The organism is Pseudomonas sp. B21-021, from assembly GCF_024749205.1.
In the GTDB taxonomy this organism is placed as follows: domain Bacteria; phylum Pseudomonadota; class Gammaproteobacteria; order Pseudomonadales; family Pseudomonadaceae; genus Aquipseudomonas; species Aquipseudomonas paraglycinae.
Genome location: NZ_CP087192.1, coordinates 3766325 through 3781446, shown reverse-complemented (window position 1 = coordinate 3781446; position 15122 = coordinate 3766325). Strand labels below are relative to the sequence as shown.

Sequence of the window (15122 nt, the reverse complement as noted above, 5' to 3'; positions counted from 1 at the left end):
AAAAAGTAAAAAAGGGGCAGATTTATTTTATTTAATAAATCTGTCCCATTTTTTAGAAGGTTTAATAATGGATCCGAGAATCTATGAATTGCTCAATGGTATTCCAGAAAATGCAGACTATGCCGCAGAAGCAGGAGATCTGGATGTTGAGGATATTCCACAGGATAGACTCGACTCTGTGAAAGAGCTACTTCGTGAATCGAATGATGAATTAGTACGATTTTATGCTGCAAAGCTGTTAACGAGCTGGGGCGCTCGTGAAGGCCTGGTCGCCTTGGAAGAGTTTATGAGAAAGCCTGAAGTTTTTGAAGGGCTATATGTTCACCGGTTACATGGTTATGATGATACCTATCGCCATATATTAATGGCGGTGACAATGTACTTTGCAAATGTCGCTGATAAAGAAGGGAAAGAAGTCGCAAGGGTACAGGTTTGCGATCTCCTTCTGAAGATTGTTGCGTTAGCCGGAGTGAGGCCTTTCGAGATTTCCGAAATGCTTCGCTTTGTTAGGCGTGAAAACTATATCGAATACTTGGCGCCACTAAAGCAGTATCTTCTGTCGATAATTGATCATCCAGAGGTGCATCGTTGGAAAATTTATGATGCCCTGGAGTTTTTTATGACTTTCGATTCGGAGTTTGTCGTGTCTTTATTGAAAAGTAAAAATCTGTCTATTGATGATTTTAGCCCCCTGAGTCAAAGCTAATGGCGGTCTAGGTCAAGAAAGGGCAGAAAGTTGTCAGAACTATTTAATCAAATAAATCTGACCCCTTTTCGCTTTTCGATGAGACCCCTTTTCGATCAAGGTGAGGAAGTGAGAATTTTCCCTAGTGACAATACGTGTAAACCATTATGAGCCATCATGAGAGTTACCCCATATAATGGGTTGCACCTATATTGCCGTCAGTATCACTCGCAGGAATTCCTTTGGGTTCAAGTAATGAAATATTGGCGAGGTCACTGGATAAATATCTCGTTTGCGGTAAAAAGGGGATTTATAAATTTGAGTTTGGGCCAGATCTCCATTTGGCCTGGAGCTCAATTGATGGTCTTGGTGACGGTGGATATCGTTTTTCTTTTACCGCTCTGGGTACAGCGTCATTTGGAAACGCAGACGAGTGTGCCCTATATATTATGATCCGGGGCGGTAAGGTATACGCTATTAAGGTCTATGCTCCTGAATATCCGAATAACTCCGGCTCAGCATTGGTATATCAAGGAAAGCTCTCTTCCGGCTTTGGCCTCGGTGATTCCGTTTCGGATTTGTCAATATATGCCGATCTAAGTTTTGATGAAGACGAAGAGTGGTTTGTTTCCGGTGCTTTTCCAGGGCTTGAGATTAGCGGTTGGGGAGTGCCGCTGGAGGATTATCCTGAGCAAATAATCACGGCGATCGCAATTGTATGATGTCTCGGGTAAAGGATAAAAAAGGAAAGCCCAAAGGGAGGTGGATTTGTTTGATTATATAAATCTGTCCCCTTTTTTGGTCCTGGTTGTCAAAACTGCATCAACATGTTTGGAGAAGAATCATGGAGATGGATCAGGAATTTTTGGAACTCCATGATTTGGACTGGTTTACGTCGTGCCTGGACGGAACGGTATTGCATTTTGCGACAGGTGGATGCGGTTTTGTTCCGGATTTTGTAAGGCAATCAGTTTCAGTCTATGAAGAAATATATGATTATATTCTTTCAAGATCTGCTGGTTGTGGTGTTGAAGTTGTTGAGGAAAATCTACCAGGATTTGATAGCGATATACAGCGCCAACGTTATTTGAAATCTTTTTCTGAAATGGCCGGTAGAGGGGTCTTTAGTTATGATGTTTCTAATGATGGAGGATATAAGCTGGTAGCTAAGCCGGTCGTTCCTTTGCAGTTGTCGGATCTCCCAAGCCAAGTGAAACATTGTATTTTCCGATCCTCAATGCAAGCTCTTAGCATAGTTTCGCCGTTGGATATTGAGCTCAGACACAATCCTGCTAATGGAGCGGTTGATGTGTAAACCCAAAAATTCACTGGTTGCAGCGCTTTTCAAATATCGCCACGGTGTAGGTGTTGCCTTGTTGGCGGCGGCACTCATCAACGGTTATTTTCAGTTCAATGGCAGCTGGGGACGTTTTTTCACTGTGCTCGCGGTTCAGCTGTGGTTTGCGCAGGGGGTCTATTGCTACTTCTGCGGTGCAAGCATTTCAATTGCCCCGGGTGGGTTGGGAAGAAATGCAGATCCCGAGTGGCGTGCGGCTTTGGCGGCCTTTGCCTTCTTTCTATACGCCGTATTTTTCTTTCTGGATTACCAGTATTAGCGACTGATCCGACAGAGCCATCGTTGCCTCCCTCCCAGAGCTGAAACCCCAAATGAAAACGCCCCGAATAGCTCGGGGCGTTTTTGTATGCCGGGCGGCAGGGTCTATCTGAACGCCGGCACCACATGCTTGATAAACAATTCCAGCGATTTCTTCTTCTCCGCGTGCGGCAAGCTGTTGTCACACCAGAAACTGAACTCATCCACCCCCAGTTCCTGGTAGTACTTGATCCGTGGAATGATCTCTTCCGGCGTGCCGATCATGGCGGTTTTGTGCAGGCTCTCCAGCTCAAACTCCGGCCGTCCGGCAAACTTCTCTTCCGGGCTCGGGGCGAGGAAGCCGTTCACCGGCACTTCTTTGTTGCCGAACCAGGCATCGAACGTGCGATAGAAACGTGAGATGGCTTTAGCGCCAACCTTCCAGCCTTCCGGGTCATCCGCCGAGTGCACGTGGGTATGACGCAGCACCATCAATTGTGGACGCGGCACGTCCGGATTGTTGTCCAGCGCGGTCTGGAACTTGTTCTTCAGATCGAGGACTTCTTCGTCGCCCTTCATCAACGGCGTGACCATCACGTTGCAACCGTTGGCCACAGCGAAATTGTGCGAGTCCGGGTCGCGGGCGGCGATCCACATCGGCGGGTTCGGTTTCTGGATCGGTTTCGGCACGCTGGTGGAGGTGGGAAATTTCCAGATCTCGCCGTTGTGGGCGTAGTCGCCTTGCCACAGGGCGCGGACCACCGGGACCATTTCCCGTAACGCCTGACCGCCGCTGGAGGCGGGCATGCCGCCAGCCATGCGATCGAATTCCACCTGGTAGGCGCCGCGGGCCAGGCCAACTTCCATCCGGCCGTTGCTGATCACGTCGAGCAACGCGCATTCACCGGCAACCCGCAGCGGATGCCAGAACGGCGCGATGATGGTGCCGGCGCCCAGGTGAATGGTGGTGGTCTTGGCCGCGAGGTAGGCCAGCAGCGGCATCGGGCTCGGCGAGATGGTGTATTCCATCGCGTGGTGTTCGCCGATCCACACGGTGCTGAAACCGCCGGCCTCGGCCATCAACGTCAGTTCGGTCAGGTCTTCGAACAGTTGACGGTGGCTGACGCTTTCGTCCCAGCGTTCCATGTGTACGAACAGGGAAAATTTCATGACGCTACCTCGAATCTCTTGTGGTCGGCCGGTCGCTTGCCGGCCTGTTTAAGTGCAATCGTGCGGGTCAGGCGAAGGCGGGAAGGGCGCCCATCTTGCCGTGGCAGTACACCAGCGGGCCGGCGTCCTGCTGAGGGACGATGAGGTTTTTCACCGCGCCGACCATGATCGCGTGGTCGCCGCCTTCGTATTCGCGCCACAGCTCACATTCGATGATAGCTGTCGCGTTGGCCAGGATCGGGTTGCCCAGTTCGCTCAGCGTCCACTCGATGCCCTGCGCCTTGTCCTTGCCTTTGCGGGCGAAGGCATAGGCTTCGCTCTGCTGGCCGCCGGATAACACGTGAATGGCAAAGCGTTTGTTCTTGATCAGGACAGGGTAGGAATCGGAACTGTAGTTGGGGCAGAACAGCACCAGGGCCGGGTCCATCGACAGCGAACTGAAAGCGCTGGCGGTCAGGCCGACGATCTGGCCGTCGTCATCCAGCGTGGTGATGACGGTAACGCCGGACGGGAACGAGCCCATGACTTGTTTGTAGACGGCAGCATCGATCATTGGTCAATCCTCGAGTGCGGTGAAGCGTGTTTTTATGTGTTTATGGGTCTGATGGTATACCGTAATACATCGATTGCAAGTGCTTTTTTGGTGAAACGATAAACGTGGTTCATCCGTCGGAAACTCAGCATTTACGGGGCTTTGCTCTAGCCGTTAACGCTCGCTATCAGCGAGGATGCCGGATCAGATGCCGTCGCAAACAGCGGATCAGTCTTGTGAAAATGTTGGAATACCATAATATGGTCTGCATCTGAGGGGCGGCCACGAAGCACCCCCGGTTTGGCTTCATACAACGATAAGAACAGACCCAATCGAGTTCATTTTTATGTCCCAGATGTCCCGGCAAGATCCGTTGATCGAGAATCACACGGTCGACTACGTCCCACTCGCGGAACGCCACGGGAAGGCCCGCGACCTTTTCACCCTTTGGTTCAGCACCAACATTGCGCCACTGCCCATTGTCACCGGCGCCATGGTGGTTCAGGTGTTTCATCTCGACCTGCTCTGGGGGCTGCTGGCGATTGCGCTGGGGCACATGATTGGCGGCGTGGTGATCGCCCTGGCGTCGGCGCAAGGCCCGCGCATGGGCATTCCGCAGATGGTCCAGAGTCGTGGCCAGTTCGGGCGTTACGGTGCGCTGCTGATCGTGTTCTTCGCGGCGATCATCTACATCGGCTTCTTCATTTCCAACATCGTGCTGGCCGGCAAGTCCATCGTCGGCATTGCGCCGTCGGTGCCGGCGCCGCTCAGCATCCTGATCGGCGCCCTCAGCGCCACGGCGATTGGCGTGATCGGCTACAACTTCATTCACACGCTCAACCGCATCGGCACCTGGGTGATGGGCAGCGCGCTGCTCGCCGGTTTCATCTACATCTTTGCTCATGAGTTGCCGGCGGACTTCTTTACCCGTGGCAGCTTCAACCTGTCCGGGTGGCTGGCGACGGTGTCGCTGGGGATCATCTGGCAGATCAGCTTTTCACCGTACGTCTCCGACTATTCCCGCTACTTGCCGGCGGATATCGGGATCAGCAAGCCATTTATCGCGACTTATCTGGGCGCCACGCTGGGCACGATTCTGTCGTTCACCTTCGGCGCGGTGGCGGTGTTGGCGACGCCGGAAGGCACCGAAGCGATGGCGGCGGTCAAGCAATCCACCGGTTGGCTGGGGCCGATTCTGATGGTGCTGTTCCTGCTCAACATCATCAGTCACAACGCGCTGAATCTGTATGGCGCGGTGCTGTCGATCATCACCTCGATCCAGACCTTTGCCAGCCAATGGACGCCGAGCATCAAGGTGCGGGTGATCTTGTCGAGCGTGGTGCTGGCGGGTTGCTGCCTGGTGGCGCTAGGCGCGTCTGCGGATTTCATTTCCGAGTTCATCGGGCTGATTCTGGCGCTGCTGCTGGTGCTGGTCCCGTGGGCGTCGATCAACCTGATCGACTTCTACCTGATCAAGCGTGGCAGCTACGACATCGCCTCGATCTTCCGCGCCGACGGTGGCATTTATGGGCGTTTCAACCTGCACGCGATCATTGCTTATTTCATCGGCATCATCGTGCAGCTGCCGTTCGCCAATACATCGTTGTATGTCGGGCCGTATGCCAACCTTGTGGAAGGTGCGGACCTGTCGTGGCTGGTCGGCCTGATCGTGACATGCCCGCTGTATTACTGCCTGGCGACCCGTGGGCAGACGCAGCAGAGCAGGGAGGCGCAGTTGGGTTTTACCGACTGAGCGTTCGCAGGCTGTTCAGACAATGCCCGGCACTTCGCCGGGCATTGTTGTTTCCGCATCCCGGCGGTCACGCAAATTGGCCATTTCGATCCCCTTTTGGCCAACGGGCTACTGTGCCGCGTCTACGCTGTCAGGAAGAATCGAAGCCACAACAAAATGCTGCACCTTCCTTGCCCTTGGCTGATTTGCAAGCCGCTGCCGTGTACAGAACATAAAAACCATCGACTCACGCTGCATTCGGGGAACACAACATGGTCACGATGAAACGCATTCTGGGCGCCACTGTTTTCGGGCTGACGCTGCTGGCCAGCGCCGTACAGGCCGAACAGCGCGAACTGCGGGTTTACAACTGGGCGGATTACATTCTGCCGTCGGTGCCCAAGGACTTCGCCGCCAAAAGCAACATCAAAGTGACCTGGGACACCTTCGACACCAACGAATCTCTCGAAGCCAAGTTGCTGACCGGCAACTCCGGCTATGACCTGGTGGTGCCGTCGAACCAGTTCCTCGATACCCAGATCAAGGCCGGCGTGTTCCAGAAACTCGACAAGTCCAAACTGCCGAACTGGAGTCACCAAGACCCGGCGCTGCTCAAGTTGCTCGACGTCAACGACCCCGGCAATCAGTACGGCGTGCCGTACATGGTTGGCACCGTGCTGATCGGTTTCAACCCGGCCAAGGTCAAGGCTGCGCTCGGCGAGAATGCGCCGGTGGACAGTTGGGACCTGGTGTTCAAACCGGAGAACATGGAGAAGCTGAAATCCTGCGGCGTGGCGATGCTCGATTCGCCGACGGAAATCCTGCCGCTGGCCTTGCATTACCTGGGCCTGGACCCGAACAGCCAGAACCCGGCCGACTATGAAAAAGCCAAGGACCTGATGCTCAAGGTTCGTCCTTACGTCACCTACTTCAACTCGGCCAAGTACATGACCGACATCGCCAACGGCGACATCTGCGTGGCCATCGGTTACTCCGGCAGCTTCTACCAGTTCGGCAACCGCGCCAAAGAAGCGAAAAACGGCGTAGTGGTCGACTGGCGCCTGCCGAAGGAAGGCGCGCCGATCTGGTTCGACACCTTCGCCATTCCGAAGAGCGCGAAGAACGTCGAAGAGGCTCACGAGTTCCTCAACAACCTGCTTGATCCAAAGGTCATCGCTTCCATCAGCGACTTCCTCGGCTACCCGAATGCCAACAAGGATTCGCTGCCGCTGATCAACAAGGAAATCACCGGCAACCCGAACCTGACACCGACCAGCGAAGCGCTGAAGAAGCTGTACGTGGTGCAGCCGTTGCCGCAGAAGCTGGAGCGGGTGCGGACCCGGGTCTGGACCAGCATCAAATCCGACAAATAATCCAGATTTAAAAGTGTGGGAGCGAGCCTGCTCGCGATAGCGTTGTGTCATTCAACATATCAGCTGGTTGACATGACGCCATCGCGAGCAGGCTCGCTCCCACTGGTTTTGTATTCAAGTCACTGACTCTGCCGTTCTCTTTCGGGCGACTTGTCCTTCGTCAGGATCAGACTCAGCACCACCGACGCCAGAATCAGCCCGCCAACAATCGCCAGCGACCACTCCACCGGCATGTGAAACCACGGCATCACCGTCATCTTCCCGCCGATGAACACCAGCACCAGCGCCAGTCCGTACTTGAGCAGATGAAAGCGGTCGGCCATGTCCGCCAGCAAAAAGTACAGCGCTCGCAGGCCCATGATCGCGAAGATGTTCGAAGTGAAAATGATGAACGGGTCGGTCGTCACTGCGAAGATCGCCGGGATGCTGTCGACCGCGAACATCAGGTCGCTGGCCTCGATCAGCACCAGCACCAGAAACATCGGCGTGGCCCAACGCACACCGTTCTGCAGCACAAAAAAACGCTCGCCGTGAAAGCCGTTGGTGATCCGCAGATGCCCGCGCACCCAGCGCAAGAGCGGGTTGTTATCGAGGTCCGGTTGCTGCTCGGCGAACACCAGCATCTTGATCCCGGTGATGATCAGGAACACACCGAACACATACAGCAGCCACGTGAACTGCGACACCAGCCACACCCCGGCAAAGATCATCGCCGCGCGCATCACGATCGCCCCGAGCACGCCATACAGCAGCACCCGGCGCTGCAACTCCGGCGGCACGGCGAAGTAGCTGAAGATCATCACGAAGACGAACATGTTGTCGATCGACAGCGACTGCTCGATCAGATAACCGGTGAGGAATTCCAGGGTCTTGACATTGGCGATTTCGGGACCGAATTCGCCGTTGAGATACCACCAGAGCAATCCGGCGAAGGCCATCGCCAGCATGCACCAGGCAATTACCCAGGATGAGGCTTCACGTACCGAGACCCGATGCGCCTTGCGCCCACCGAAGACGAACAGGTCAACGGCCAGCATGGCGAGGACAAAAACGATGAAGGCGACCCACATCCAGGGTTCGCCGATGTTGATGGGGTGCATGCCGTTCTCCCTGTCTTTATGTTTTTCGGGGTAGACGGGGCCATGCTAGTAGGAGCCTTCCGACAAAGAAAAATCGTTTATTTCGTGGGTATTGTTCGTTAAAAGCGAAGTGTCGGACGACATGGGCAGAGCGCGGGTAATACTTCATTCAACACTTCTTTGCTAACCTCGCTGTCGAGTCAGTCCACCACTTTGGGAGCTACGATCATCGACACGCCAGATCCTCAAGCCGTCTGCAGCCCGATCACCAGCGCTGCCATCTTCATCGTGGCGACCCTTGACGCCGAGGCCGAGGCCGCCGAAAAAGTCCGTGGCTGGTGCGCCGATATCGCAGGGCTGACGCGCTCGGTCGGCAAGCGCGTTCCTTCGGGCAACCTGTCCTGCGTCTGTGGTTTTTCTTCCAGCGCTTGGGATCGTCTGTTCGGCAGTCCGCGACCGACGTCCCTTCATGACTTTCGCGAATTCGGCGTAGAAGGGCGGCGCGCCGTTTCCACACCGGGCGACCTGTTGCTGCACATTCGCGCCGATCAGATGGACCTGTGTTTCGAACTGGCGACGCAGTTGATGTCGGCGCTGGATGGCGCTGTGACGGTCACCGACGAGGTGCAGGGTTTCCGCTATTTCGACATGCGCAGCATCATTGGGTTTGTCGACGGCACGGAGAACCCGGTCGGCCGCAAAGCCGAGCATTTCACCCTCGTGGGCGATGAAGATCAGGTGTTTAGTGGTGGCAGTTACGTGCTGGTGCAGAAGTACCTGCACAACATGAAGGCGTGGAACGAATTGTCGGTCGAAGCGCAGGAGCGGGTGATCGGGCGCACCAAACTGTCCGATATCGAGCTGGACGATTCGGTCAAGCCGAGCAATTCCCACAGCGCGTTGACCACCATCACCAAGGACGGCGAAGAAGTGAAAATCCTGCGCGACAACATGCCGTTCGGCCGGCCCGGCGCGGGGGAATTCGGCACTTATTTCATTGGCTACGCGCGCTCGCCGGAGCCGTTGGAGCAGATGCTGGAGAACATGTTTGTCGGCAAGCCACCCGGCAATTACGACCGGTTGCTGGACTTCAGCACCGCCGTCACAGGGAGTCTGTTCTTCGTGCCTTCGGCGGATTTGCTGGAAGAACTGGCAGAGCGATAAAAAAACGGCGGGATCAATCGATCCCGCCGTTTTTGCATTTACTTGCCTGCCGACAGTGCTGGCGTACGCGGCGGCACCAGACGTTTCGAACCCGTCGCCTCGAACGCTGCTGCCAGGCGCAGCAACGTCGAATCGTCATAAGCGCGACCGGCAAACGTTAGCCCCACCGGCATGCCGATGTCAGCCATCACGCCCATCGGCACGGTTACGGTCGGCACGCCGAGGTGGCGGATCGCGAGGTTGCCGTTGGCGACCCAGATGCCGTTGCTCCAGGCGATGTCCGCCGAGGCCGGGTTGACGTCGGCGTCGGCCGGGCCCACGTCGGCGTTGGTCGGGAACAGCACGGCGTCGAGGCCGAGGCGATCCATCCAGTCTTCGAGGTCGAGCTTGCGGGTTTTCTCCAGGCCGCGCAGGCCGTCCGGCAACGTCGGGATCTGATCCCACGGCGTGATGCCGCGTTCGGCCATGCGCACGTATTCGTCCATGCCGGCGGCGAGATCGCCTTCACGGTTGGGCAGGGTGCCCGGGTCGTGCGGGAAGATTTTCGGCCCGTCGACGTCTGCCAGACGGTTGAGTTTCGGGTCGCCGTTGGCGCGCAGGAAATCATCGAAGGCCCAGGCCGACAGGTCCCAAAGTTCGTGGTGCATGAACTCTTTGGAGACGATGCCGCGATTGAACACGGTCGGTGCACCCGGACGATCGCCCTCGCAGTTGGAGACCAGCGGGAAATCCACTTCGATGACTTCGGCACCAGCGGCTTCGAGGGCCTGACGCGCCTGTTTCCACAGATCGATCACCGAGGCGCGGGTGTTGATGCGCTGCCCGGTCGGGCCGCCGATGCCCGGCTCGTCGCTGGTGCCGGCCTCAGGGTCGGCGTTGATGTACATGCGCGGCACGCCCAGGCGTTTGCCGGCCAGTGCATCACTTTTCACGGCGAGTTCAAGATAGGAAGCAGGGCGCACCGAGGCGACGCTCGGGATCGGCACCCAGGGTTGCAGGCGCCACAGGTCGCCACGGGTGTCGGTGTCTTCGGCGACCACCACGTCGAGCACTTCCAGCAGGTCGGCCATGGTGCGGGCGTAGGGCACCACCACGTCCATGGTCGGCGTCAGCGGCCAGTTGCCGCGTACCGAAATCACCCCGCGCGACGGGGTGTAGGCGCACAGGCCGTTGTTCGAGGCAGGGCCGCGACCGCTCGACCAGGTTTCTTCCGCCAGACCGAATGCCGAGAAGCTGGCAGCGGTGGCAGTGCCGGCGCCATTCGACGAGCCGGAAGCAAATGGCGCAGTCAGATAAGCGGCGTTGTACGGGCTTTCGGCGCGGCCATAGACGCCACGCTGCATCCCGCCATTGGCCATCGGCGGCATGTTGGTCTTGCCCAGGCAGATCGCACCGCCAGCACGCAGGCGTTCGATGGTGAACGCGTCGCGCTGGGCCACCAGATCGGCGAAGGCCGGGCTGCCGGACGCGGCGGTCAGGCCTTTGACCAGATAGCTGTCCTTGGCGGTGTAGGGGATGCCGTCCAGCGGACCGAGGGTTTCGCCCTTGGCGCGACGGGCATCGGAAGCTTGCGCTTCTTTCAGCGCTTCAGGGTTGCGCACGATCACTGCGTTCAGGGCAGTGGCGGTGTCCGGGCCGTCAAAGGCGTCGATGCGCGCCTGGTACGCCTGGACCAGTTCAACCGCCGTGGTCTGGCCGGATTCGAGCGCCGCGCGCAATTGAGCAATGGAAACTTCAGTGACTTCGATCATGCTGTTACCGCCGACAGGTTCGCTAAAGGGTGGTTGATCATTGTTATCGTCGAAAGATGTCAAAGATTCTTGATGGGCGAAACTCTACCCTGAAATTTGCCCAATGGCATGCATAAAGTCGATAAATATCGGTTAATTTCATCGGAAAAACTCTCCCGGCGTCTCGCCGAACTGTTGGCGAAACGCCGCGATAAACGCCGACGTCGAGTCATAACCACAGGCCAAAGCCACGTCGGTGACGCGTTCGCCGCGCTCCAGCGGTGTCAGCGCACCCAGCAGACGCAGGCGCTGACGCCAGGTGCGGAAGGTCAAACCGGTGTCGCGCAGGAACAGCCGAGTCAGAGTTTTCTCGGTTACGCCGAATTTTTCGCTCCAGTGCGCCAGGGTGGTCTGCTGTTCCGGATGTTGCTCCAGACTCTGATAAATCTGCCGCAAACGACTGTCCTGCGGCAGTGGCAGCATCAGATCGATGGGCGGGGCATCGGCCAGTTGATCGAGGATCACCTGCGCCAGACGCCCGTGCGGGCCGCTCTGGTCATATTCGACAGGTATCTGACTGAAGGCCCGAATCAGCTCACGCAAAAGATCGCTGACGCCGAGCACATGACAACGCTCCGGCGCCCAACTGGCGACGCTGCAATCGATGTACAGGCTGCGCATTTCCGTGTGCGGCGAACTGAAAACCCGATGCGGCACACCCGCCGGAATCCACACCGCCCGCTCCGGCGGCGCAACGAAACGACCGACGGCGGTCTGCACTTCGAGCACACCCTGTATCGCGTAGGACAACTGCACCCACGGATGGCTGTGGCGGCGGGTCAGCGCGCGATTGGGCAGCGATTCGGTGCGCCCGTACAGCGGACGCGGCAGGCTCGGCAGCCCGGGAATGCTGCGTCTGACGCTCTTGTCGTGTCCTTTTGGCGGCATCTGTGGGTTCTTCGGCGTTAGTCGGTAATTTCCAGTCACGTTAGAGTCGCTTCCACGTACTGGCAACCCCCGGATGAACAAACCATGACGCGCCCACGATTTTTGCCCGACAACTTCACCCTGACCCTGATCGGCGTGGTGCTGCTGGCCAGCTTCCTGCCCGCCAGCGGTCAGGTCGCGACCGGTTTCGGCTGGCTGACCAACATCGCCATCGCGCTGCTGTTTTTCCTGCACGGTGCCAAGCTGTCGCGCGAATCGATCATCGCCGGCGCCGGCCACTGGCGCCTGCATTTGCTGGTGTTCGGCCTGACCTTTGTCCTGTTCCCGCTACTGGGGCTGGCGCTCAAGCCGCTGTTGTCACCGCTGATCGGCGATCAGCTGTACATGGGCATGCTTTACCTGTGTGCGCTGCCGGCGACGGTGCAGTCGGCGATTGCCTTCACGTCGCTGGCACGGGGCAATATTCCGGCGGCGATCTGCAGCGCGGCGGCATCCAGCCTGTTCGGGATTTTCCTCACGCCGCTGCTGGTGACGCTGTTGCTGAACGTCCACGGTGACGGCGGCTCGACCCTCGACGCGATCGTGAAAATCAGCGTGCAATTGCTGCTGCCATTTATTGCCGGTCAGATTGCCCGTCGCTGGATCGGCGCCTGGGTCGGTCGCAACAAGAACTGGTTGAAATTCGTCGATCAGGGCTCGATTTTGCTGGTGGTCTACGGCGCGTTCAGCGAAGCGGTGAACGAGGGCATCTGGCACCAGATTCCGGTGATCGAACTGCTGGGGCTGGTCGTGGCGTGCTGCGTCCTGCTGGCGCTTGTGCTGCTGGCGTCCACAGTGCTGGGCAAACTGTTCGGTTTCAATCTGGAAGACCGCATCACCATTCTGTTCTGCGGCTCGAAAAAGAGTCTGGCCACCGGTGTGCCGATGGCGCAGGTGTTGTTCGCCGGCAGCACGATTGGCGTGCTGATTCTGCCGCTGATGCTGTTCCATCAGATTCAACTGATGGTCTGCGCAGTGCTGGCGCAGCGCTATGCGAAGCGGCAGGAATCGGTGCCTGAACTGATGGCGCAGGTTGATCCTTGATCCTCATTGAGCGGGCCAGCGGGTATGCAGGAACTCCTGCAAAAATTCGGTGAAGGCCTTGACCTTGGAAGTCATGGCGGCGCGCTCCTGCACACAGGCATAGATCTCGAGCGGCGCGGCGCTGGCAAAGGTCGAGCCGCCGCCCGGTTCGAATAAAGAGACCAGTTGACCACTCTCCAGATAGGGCGCGGCAACGAATTCCGCCAGTCGGGTGATCCCGGCACCATGAGCAGCCATTTGCGCCAGGGCGTCGATATCGTCGCTGATGGCGGTCGCATTGATCCCAGCCTCGAAGCGCTGACCCTGCTCAACGAACCACCAGCGCAGTAGCCGTCCGTCCAGCGGATAGCGGAACGCCAGGCAGGCGTGTTGCTGAAGATCCGCCGGAGTCGACGGGCGACCGGCTTTTTGCAGGTAGTCAGGGCTGGCGCAAATCACGAACGGCACTGTCGCAACCTTGCGCGCGATGATGCCGTCTTCCAGTTGCGGCTCGATGCGCAGACTCAGGTCGATACCTTCGTGGAGGTGATTGATTTTGCGGTCGGTCGTCGAGAGCTCAAGCGTCAACTGCGGGTAGCGTTCGGCGAAACCGGCAATTACCGGGGCCAGTACATGGCGTCCGAACCCGGCGGTGGAGGCAATACTCAAGTGTCCCTGGAGTTGCGTCTGCGCGTGGCTGATGGCGCTCTGCGCGGACTCCAGATCGAGCGCGATACGTTTTACTTTCTCGAAATACACCGAACCGCTCTCCGTCAGCGCCATGCTGCGGGTGGTGCGTTGCAGCAGGCGTGTGTCGAGGTGATTCTCAAGGCGACCAAGGGTCTGACTGACGGCGGCGGCACTCACCCCGAGGGTTTTGGCGGCGCCGACAATCGATCCCGCCTCAACGACTTTGATAAAACAATCGATTGCACCCAAGAGGTTCATGCGTTGATCCTGGCAAAGACGAATTCATAAGATTTTGTTTATAAAATGCTCACGGCGATCAGTCTAGTTGCGGGGTGGCAGACTTGTTAGGGTGCTCGGCGCCTATCCACTTCGGTCAACAAGGACTGACATGAATCAGAGACTATCTCCTAGAACCACAGTATTCAGCCCGCGCAAGCTGTCTGCCCGTGCCATGCCGTACGTATTCGCGTTGTACATGGCGATCATCATGGCGTTTCTTATGTCGCTGGTAATCACCGCCTCCAATTTCGGAATTGATGCCGATTACCTTAGCAATACGCTGCACGCCTACAAACTGGCGATGCCCGTGGCGTTTCTGTGCATTCTCGTGGTCCGGCCGATTGTGGTGAAACTGGTCGCACTGACCGTCCACCCGCAAGGCTGAACTGGAGGCAGGCTACAAGGCCCCGGAGTATTTCACCGCCGCCGCTGCCCGCGACGGCACGTTGAGCACCCGCAACAACGACGACACATGAATCCGCACTGTGAACGGCGAAATATCCAGTTCACGGGCGATTTCCTTGTTGGTCTTGCCTTGGGCGATCAGCCGCAGCACATCCTGCTGACGCGGGGTGAGGGCGGTGCCGGTGTCCAGCGGCAGCAGGCCGGACGGGGCGAATTTCACCAGTACCTCACCTTCACGAATCGCCCGGATCGCCTGACCCATCTCATCGGGTGCGATGTTCTTGCCGATAAAACCATCGATGCCGGCGGCCATGACGTCGCCGATCAGCGCTTCGTCATCGACCATCGACACCACAATCAGCGTGGTTCGCGGCAGACGCCGACGCAGTTCCGCGAGCTGGCTGACACAGGTCAGGCCGGGAAAGCGCAGGTCGAGGATCAAGGTGTCGGGCTCATCGCCGGCCGGCAGCAGGGCAAGCACGGCGTCGAGGTCGCCGGCTTCTTCGATCAGGGCTTCGGGCAGCAGACGCTGGACGGTGCGCAGCAACGCTTCGCGAAACAACGGGTGATCGTCGGCTATGATGATTCGGCACGTCATGGCGCAACCCTCCCTGGGTCTGTATTGCTCATGGCATGCACCTTAGCATCGGGCGAAGGCATTGCCTGTTGATTCGTGCGT

16 protein-coding genes are annotated in these 15122 nt (G+C 57.7%); 9 read left to right on the top strand and 7 right to left on the bottom strand.

Annotation, left to right across the window (positions count from 1 at the left end; translation table 11 throughout):
- Positions 1 to 67 precede the first annotated feature (67 nt).
- The 4 genes from LOY31_RS16775 to LOY31_RS16760 all read left to right on the top strand — a co-directional run bounded on the left by LOY31_RS16775 (position 68) and on the right by LOY31_RS16760 (position 2301).
- Positions 68 to 706: a hypothetical protein gene (locus tag LOY31_RS16775; protein WP_258711880.1), complete on the top strand. Its 639-nt coding sequence runs from the start codon at positions 68 to 70 to the stop codon at positions 704 to 706.
- A gap of 221 nt (positions 707 to 927) precedes the next feature.
- The gene (locus LOY31_RS16770) at positions 928 to 1407 is read left to right on the top strand and encodes a hypothetical protein (protein WP_258711879.1); all 480 of its coding nucleotides are present in this window, start codon (positions 928 to 930) and stop codon (positions 1405 to 1407) included.
- 122 nt (positions 1408 to 1529) lie between these two features.
- The gene (locus LOY31_RS16765; protein ID WP_258711878.1) at positions 1530 to 2000 is read left to right on the top strand and encodes a hypothetical protein; all 471 of its coding nucleotides are present in this window, start codon (positions 1530 to 1532) and stop codon (positions 1998 to 2000) included.
- The gene (locus tag LOY31_RS16760) at positions 1993 to 2301 is read left to right on the top strand and encodes a hypothetical protein (protein ID WP_258711877.1); all 309 of its coding nucleotides are present in this window, start codon (positions 1993 to 1995) and stop codon (positions 2299 to 2301) included. Before LOY31_RS16765 ends, LOY31_RS16760 begins: the two co-directional genes overlap by 8 nt.
- 104 nt (positions 2302 to 2405) lie before the next feature.
- Here the strand turns inward: LOY31_RS16760 and LOY31_RS16755 are convergent, their stop codons facing one another.
- Positions 2406 to 3449, bottom strand: coding sequence for an LLM class flavin-dependent oxidoreductase (locus LOY31_RS16755; RefSeq protein ID WP_007950451.1), 1044 nt, complete (start codon positions 3447 to 3449; stop codon positions 2406 to 2408).
- Positions 3450 to 3516: 67 nt separating this feature from the next.
- Positions 3517 to 4002, bottom strand: coding sequence for a flavin reductase family protein (locus LOY31_RS16750; protein ID WP_007950450.1), 486 nt, complete (start codon positions 4000 to 4002; stop codon positions 3517 to 3519).
- A gap of 325 nt (positions 4003 to 4327) precedes the next feature.
- Here LOY31_RS16750 and LOY31_RS16745 point away from each other — a divergent pair, with 325 nt between their 5' ends.
- Positions 4328 to 5734 (top strand): cytosine permease, encoded by a 1407-nt coding sequence (locus LOY31_RS16745; protein WP_258711876.1) that lies wholly within the window; start codon positions 4328 to 4330, stop codon positions 5732 to 5734.
- 251 nt (positions 5735 to 5985) lie between these two features.
- Entirely contained in the window at positions 5986 to 7086 is a 1101-nt protein-coding gene (locus tag LOY31_RS16740) for a polyamine ABC transporter substrate-binding protein (protein ID WP_007950448.1), read from the top strand.
- A gap of 119 nt (positions 7087 to 7205) precedes the next feature.
- Here the strand turns inward: LOY31_RS16740 and LOY31_RS16735 are convergent, their stop codons facing one another.
- Positions 7206 to 8186, bottom strand: coding sequence for a TerC family protein (locus LOY31_RS16735; RefSeq protein ID WP_221535672.1), 981 nt, complete (start codon positions 8184 to 8186; stop codon positions 7206 to 7208).
- Positions 8187 to 8378: 192 nt separating this feature from the next.
- Here LOY31_RS16735 and LOY31_RS16730 point away from each other — a divergent pair, with 192 nt between their 5' ends.
- On the top strand, positions 8379 to 9329 hold the full coding sequence (locus tag LOY31_RS16730) for a Dyp-type peroxidase (protein ID WP_258711875.1): 951 nt from the start codon (positions 8379 to 8381) through the stop codon (positions 9327 to 9329).
- A gap of 38 nt (positions 9330 to 9367) precedes the next feature.
- Here LOY31_RS16730 and LOY31_RS16725 read toward each other — a convergent pair whose 3' ends face one another.
- Both LOY31_RS16725 and LOY31_RS16720 read right to left on the bottom strand, forming a co-directional pair.
- Positions 9368 to 11080: an amidase gene (locus LOY31_RS16725; RefSeq protein ID WP_221535673.1), complete on the bottom strand. Its 1713-nt coding sequence runs from the start codon at positions 11078 to 11080 to the stop codon at positions 9368 to 9370.
- Positions 11081 to 11218: 138 nt separating this feature from the next.
- Positions 11219 to 12007, bottom strand: coding sequence for a helix-turn-helix domain-containing protein (locus LOY31_RS16720; protein WP_103386947.1), 789 nt, complete (start codon positions 12005 to 12007; stop codon positions 11219 to 11221).
- Positions 12008 to 12091: 84 nt separating this feature from the next.
- Here LOY31_RS16720 and LOY31_RS16715 point away from each other — a divergent pair, with 84 nt between their 5' ends.
- Complete coding sequence (locus tag LOY31_RS16715; protein WP_085603035.1) at positions 12092 to 13090, top strand: bile acid:sodium symporter family protein; 999 nt, start codon at positions 12092 to 12094, stop codon at positions 13088 to 13090.
- Positions 13091 to 13093: 3 nt separating this feature from the next.
- On the opposite strand, the gene LOY31_RS16710 is transcribed toward LOY31_RS16715, so the two are convergent.
- Positions 13094 to 14017: a LysR family transcriptional regulator gene (locus LOY31_RS16710; RefSeq protein WP_258711874.1), complete on the bottom strand. Its 924-nt coding sequence runs from the start codon at positions 14015 to 14017 to the stop codon at positions 13094 to 13096.
- Positions 14018 to 14147: 130 nt separating this feature from the next.
- Between LOY31_RS16710 and LOY31_RS16705 the strand changes: the two genes are divergently transcribed.
- Positions 14148 to 14423 (top strand): DUF2798 domain-containing protein, encoded by a 276-nt coding sequence (locus tag LOY31_RS16705; protein WP_085603039.1) that lies wholly within the window; start codon positions 14148 to 14150, stop codon positions 14421 to 14423.
- A gap of 12 nt (positions 14424 to 14435) precedes the next feature.
- Here LOY31_RS16705 and LOY31_RS16700 read toward each other — a convergent pair whose 3' ends face one another.
- A complete protein-coding gene (locus tag LOY31_RS16700; protein ID WP_221535675.1) occupies positions 14436 to 15041 on the bottom strand; it encodes a response regulator transcription factor in 606 nt (201 codons plus the stop codon).
- Between the last annotated feature and the right edge of the window lie 81 nt (positions 15042 to 15122).

Bases quoted from the DNA above. Each gene is read 5' to 3' on its own strand.
- LOY31_RS16775 (WP_258711880.1), top strand. From the start codon at position 68: ATGGATCCGAGAATCTATGAATTGCTCAATGGTATTCCAGAAAATGCA.
- LOY31_RS16765 (WP_258711878.1), top strand. From the start codon at position 1,530: ATGGAGATGGATCAGGAATTTTTGGAACTCCATGATTTGGACTGGTTT.
- LOY31_RS16760 (WP_258711877.1), top strand. From the start codon at position 1,993: ATGTGTAAACCCAAAAATTCACTGGTTGCAGCGCTTTTCAAATATCGC.
- LOY31_RS16755 (WP_007950451.1), bottom strand. From the start codon at position 3,449: ATGAAATTTTCCCTGTTCGTACACATGGAACGCTGGGACGAAAGCGTC.
- LOY31_RS16750 (WP_007950450.1), bottom strand. From the start codon at position 4,002: ATGATCGATGCTGCCGTCTACAAACAAGTCATGGGCTCGTTCCCGTCC.
- LOY31_RS16745 (WP_258711876.1), top strand. From the start codon at position 4,328: ATGTCCCAGATGTCCCGGCAAGATCCGTTGATCGAGAATCACACGGTC.
- LOY31_RS16740 (WP_007950448.1), top strand. From the start codon at position 5,986: ATGGTCACGATGAAACGCATTCTGGGCGCCACTGTTTTCGGGCTGACG.
- LOY31_RS16735 (WP_221535672.1), bottom strand. From the start codon at position 8,186: ATGCACCCCATCAACATCGGCGAACCCTGGATGTGGGTCGCCTTCATC.
- LOY31_RS16725 (WP_221535673.1), bottom strand. From the start codon at position 11,080: ATGATCGAAGTCACTGAAGTTTCCATTGCTCAATTGCGCGCGGCGCTC.
- LOY31_RS16720 (WP_103386947.1), bottom strand. From the start codon at position 12,007: ATGCCGCCAAAAGGACACGACAAGAGCGTCAGACGCAGCATTCCCGGG.
- LOY31_RS16715 (WP_085603035.1), top strand. From the start codon at position 12,092: ATGACGCGCCCACGATTTTTGCCCGACAACTTCACCCTGACCCTGATC.
- LOY31_RS16710 (WP_258711874.1), bottom strand. From the start codon at position 14,017: ATGAACCTCTTGGGTGCAATCGATTGTTTTATCAAAGTCGTTGAGGCG.
- LOY31_RS16705 (WP_085603039.1), top strand. From the start codon at position 14,148: ATGAATCAGAGACTATCTCCTAGAACCACAGTATTCAGCCCGCGCAAG.
- LOY31_RS16700 (WP_221535675.1), bottom strand. From the start codon at position 15,041: ATGACGTGCCGAATCATCATAGCCGACGATCACCCGTTGTTTCGCGAA.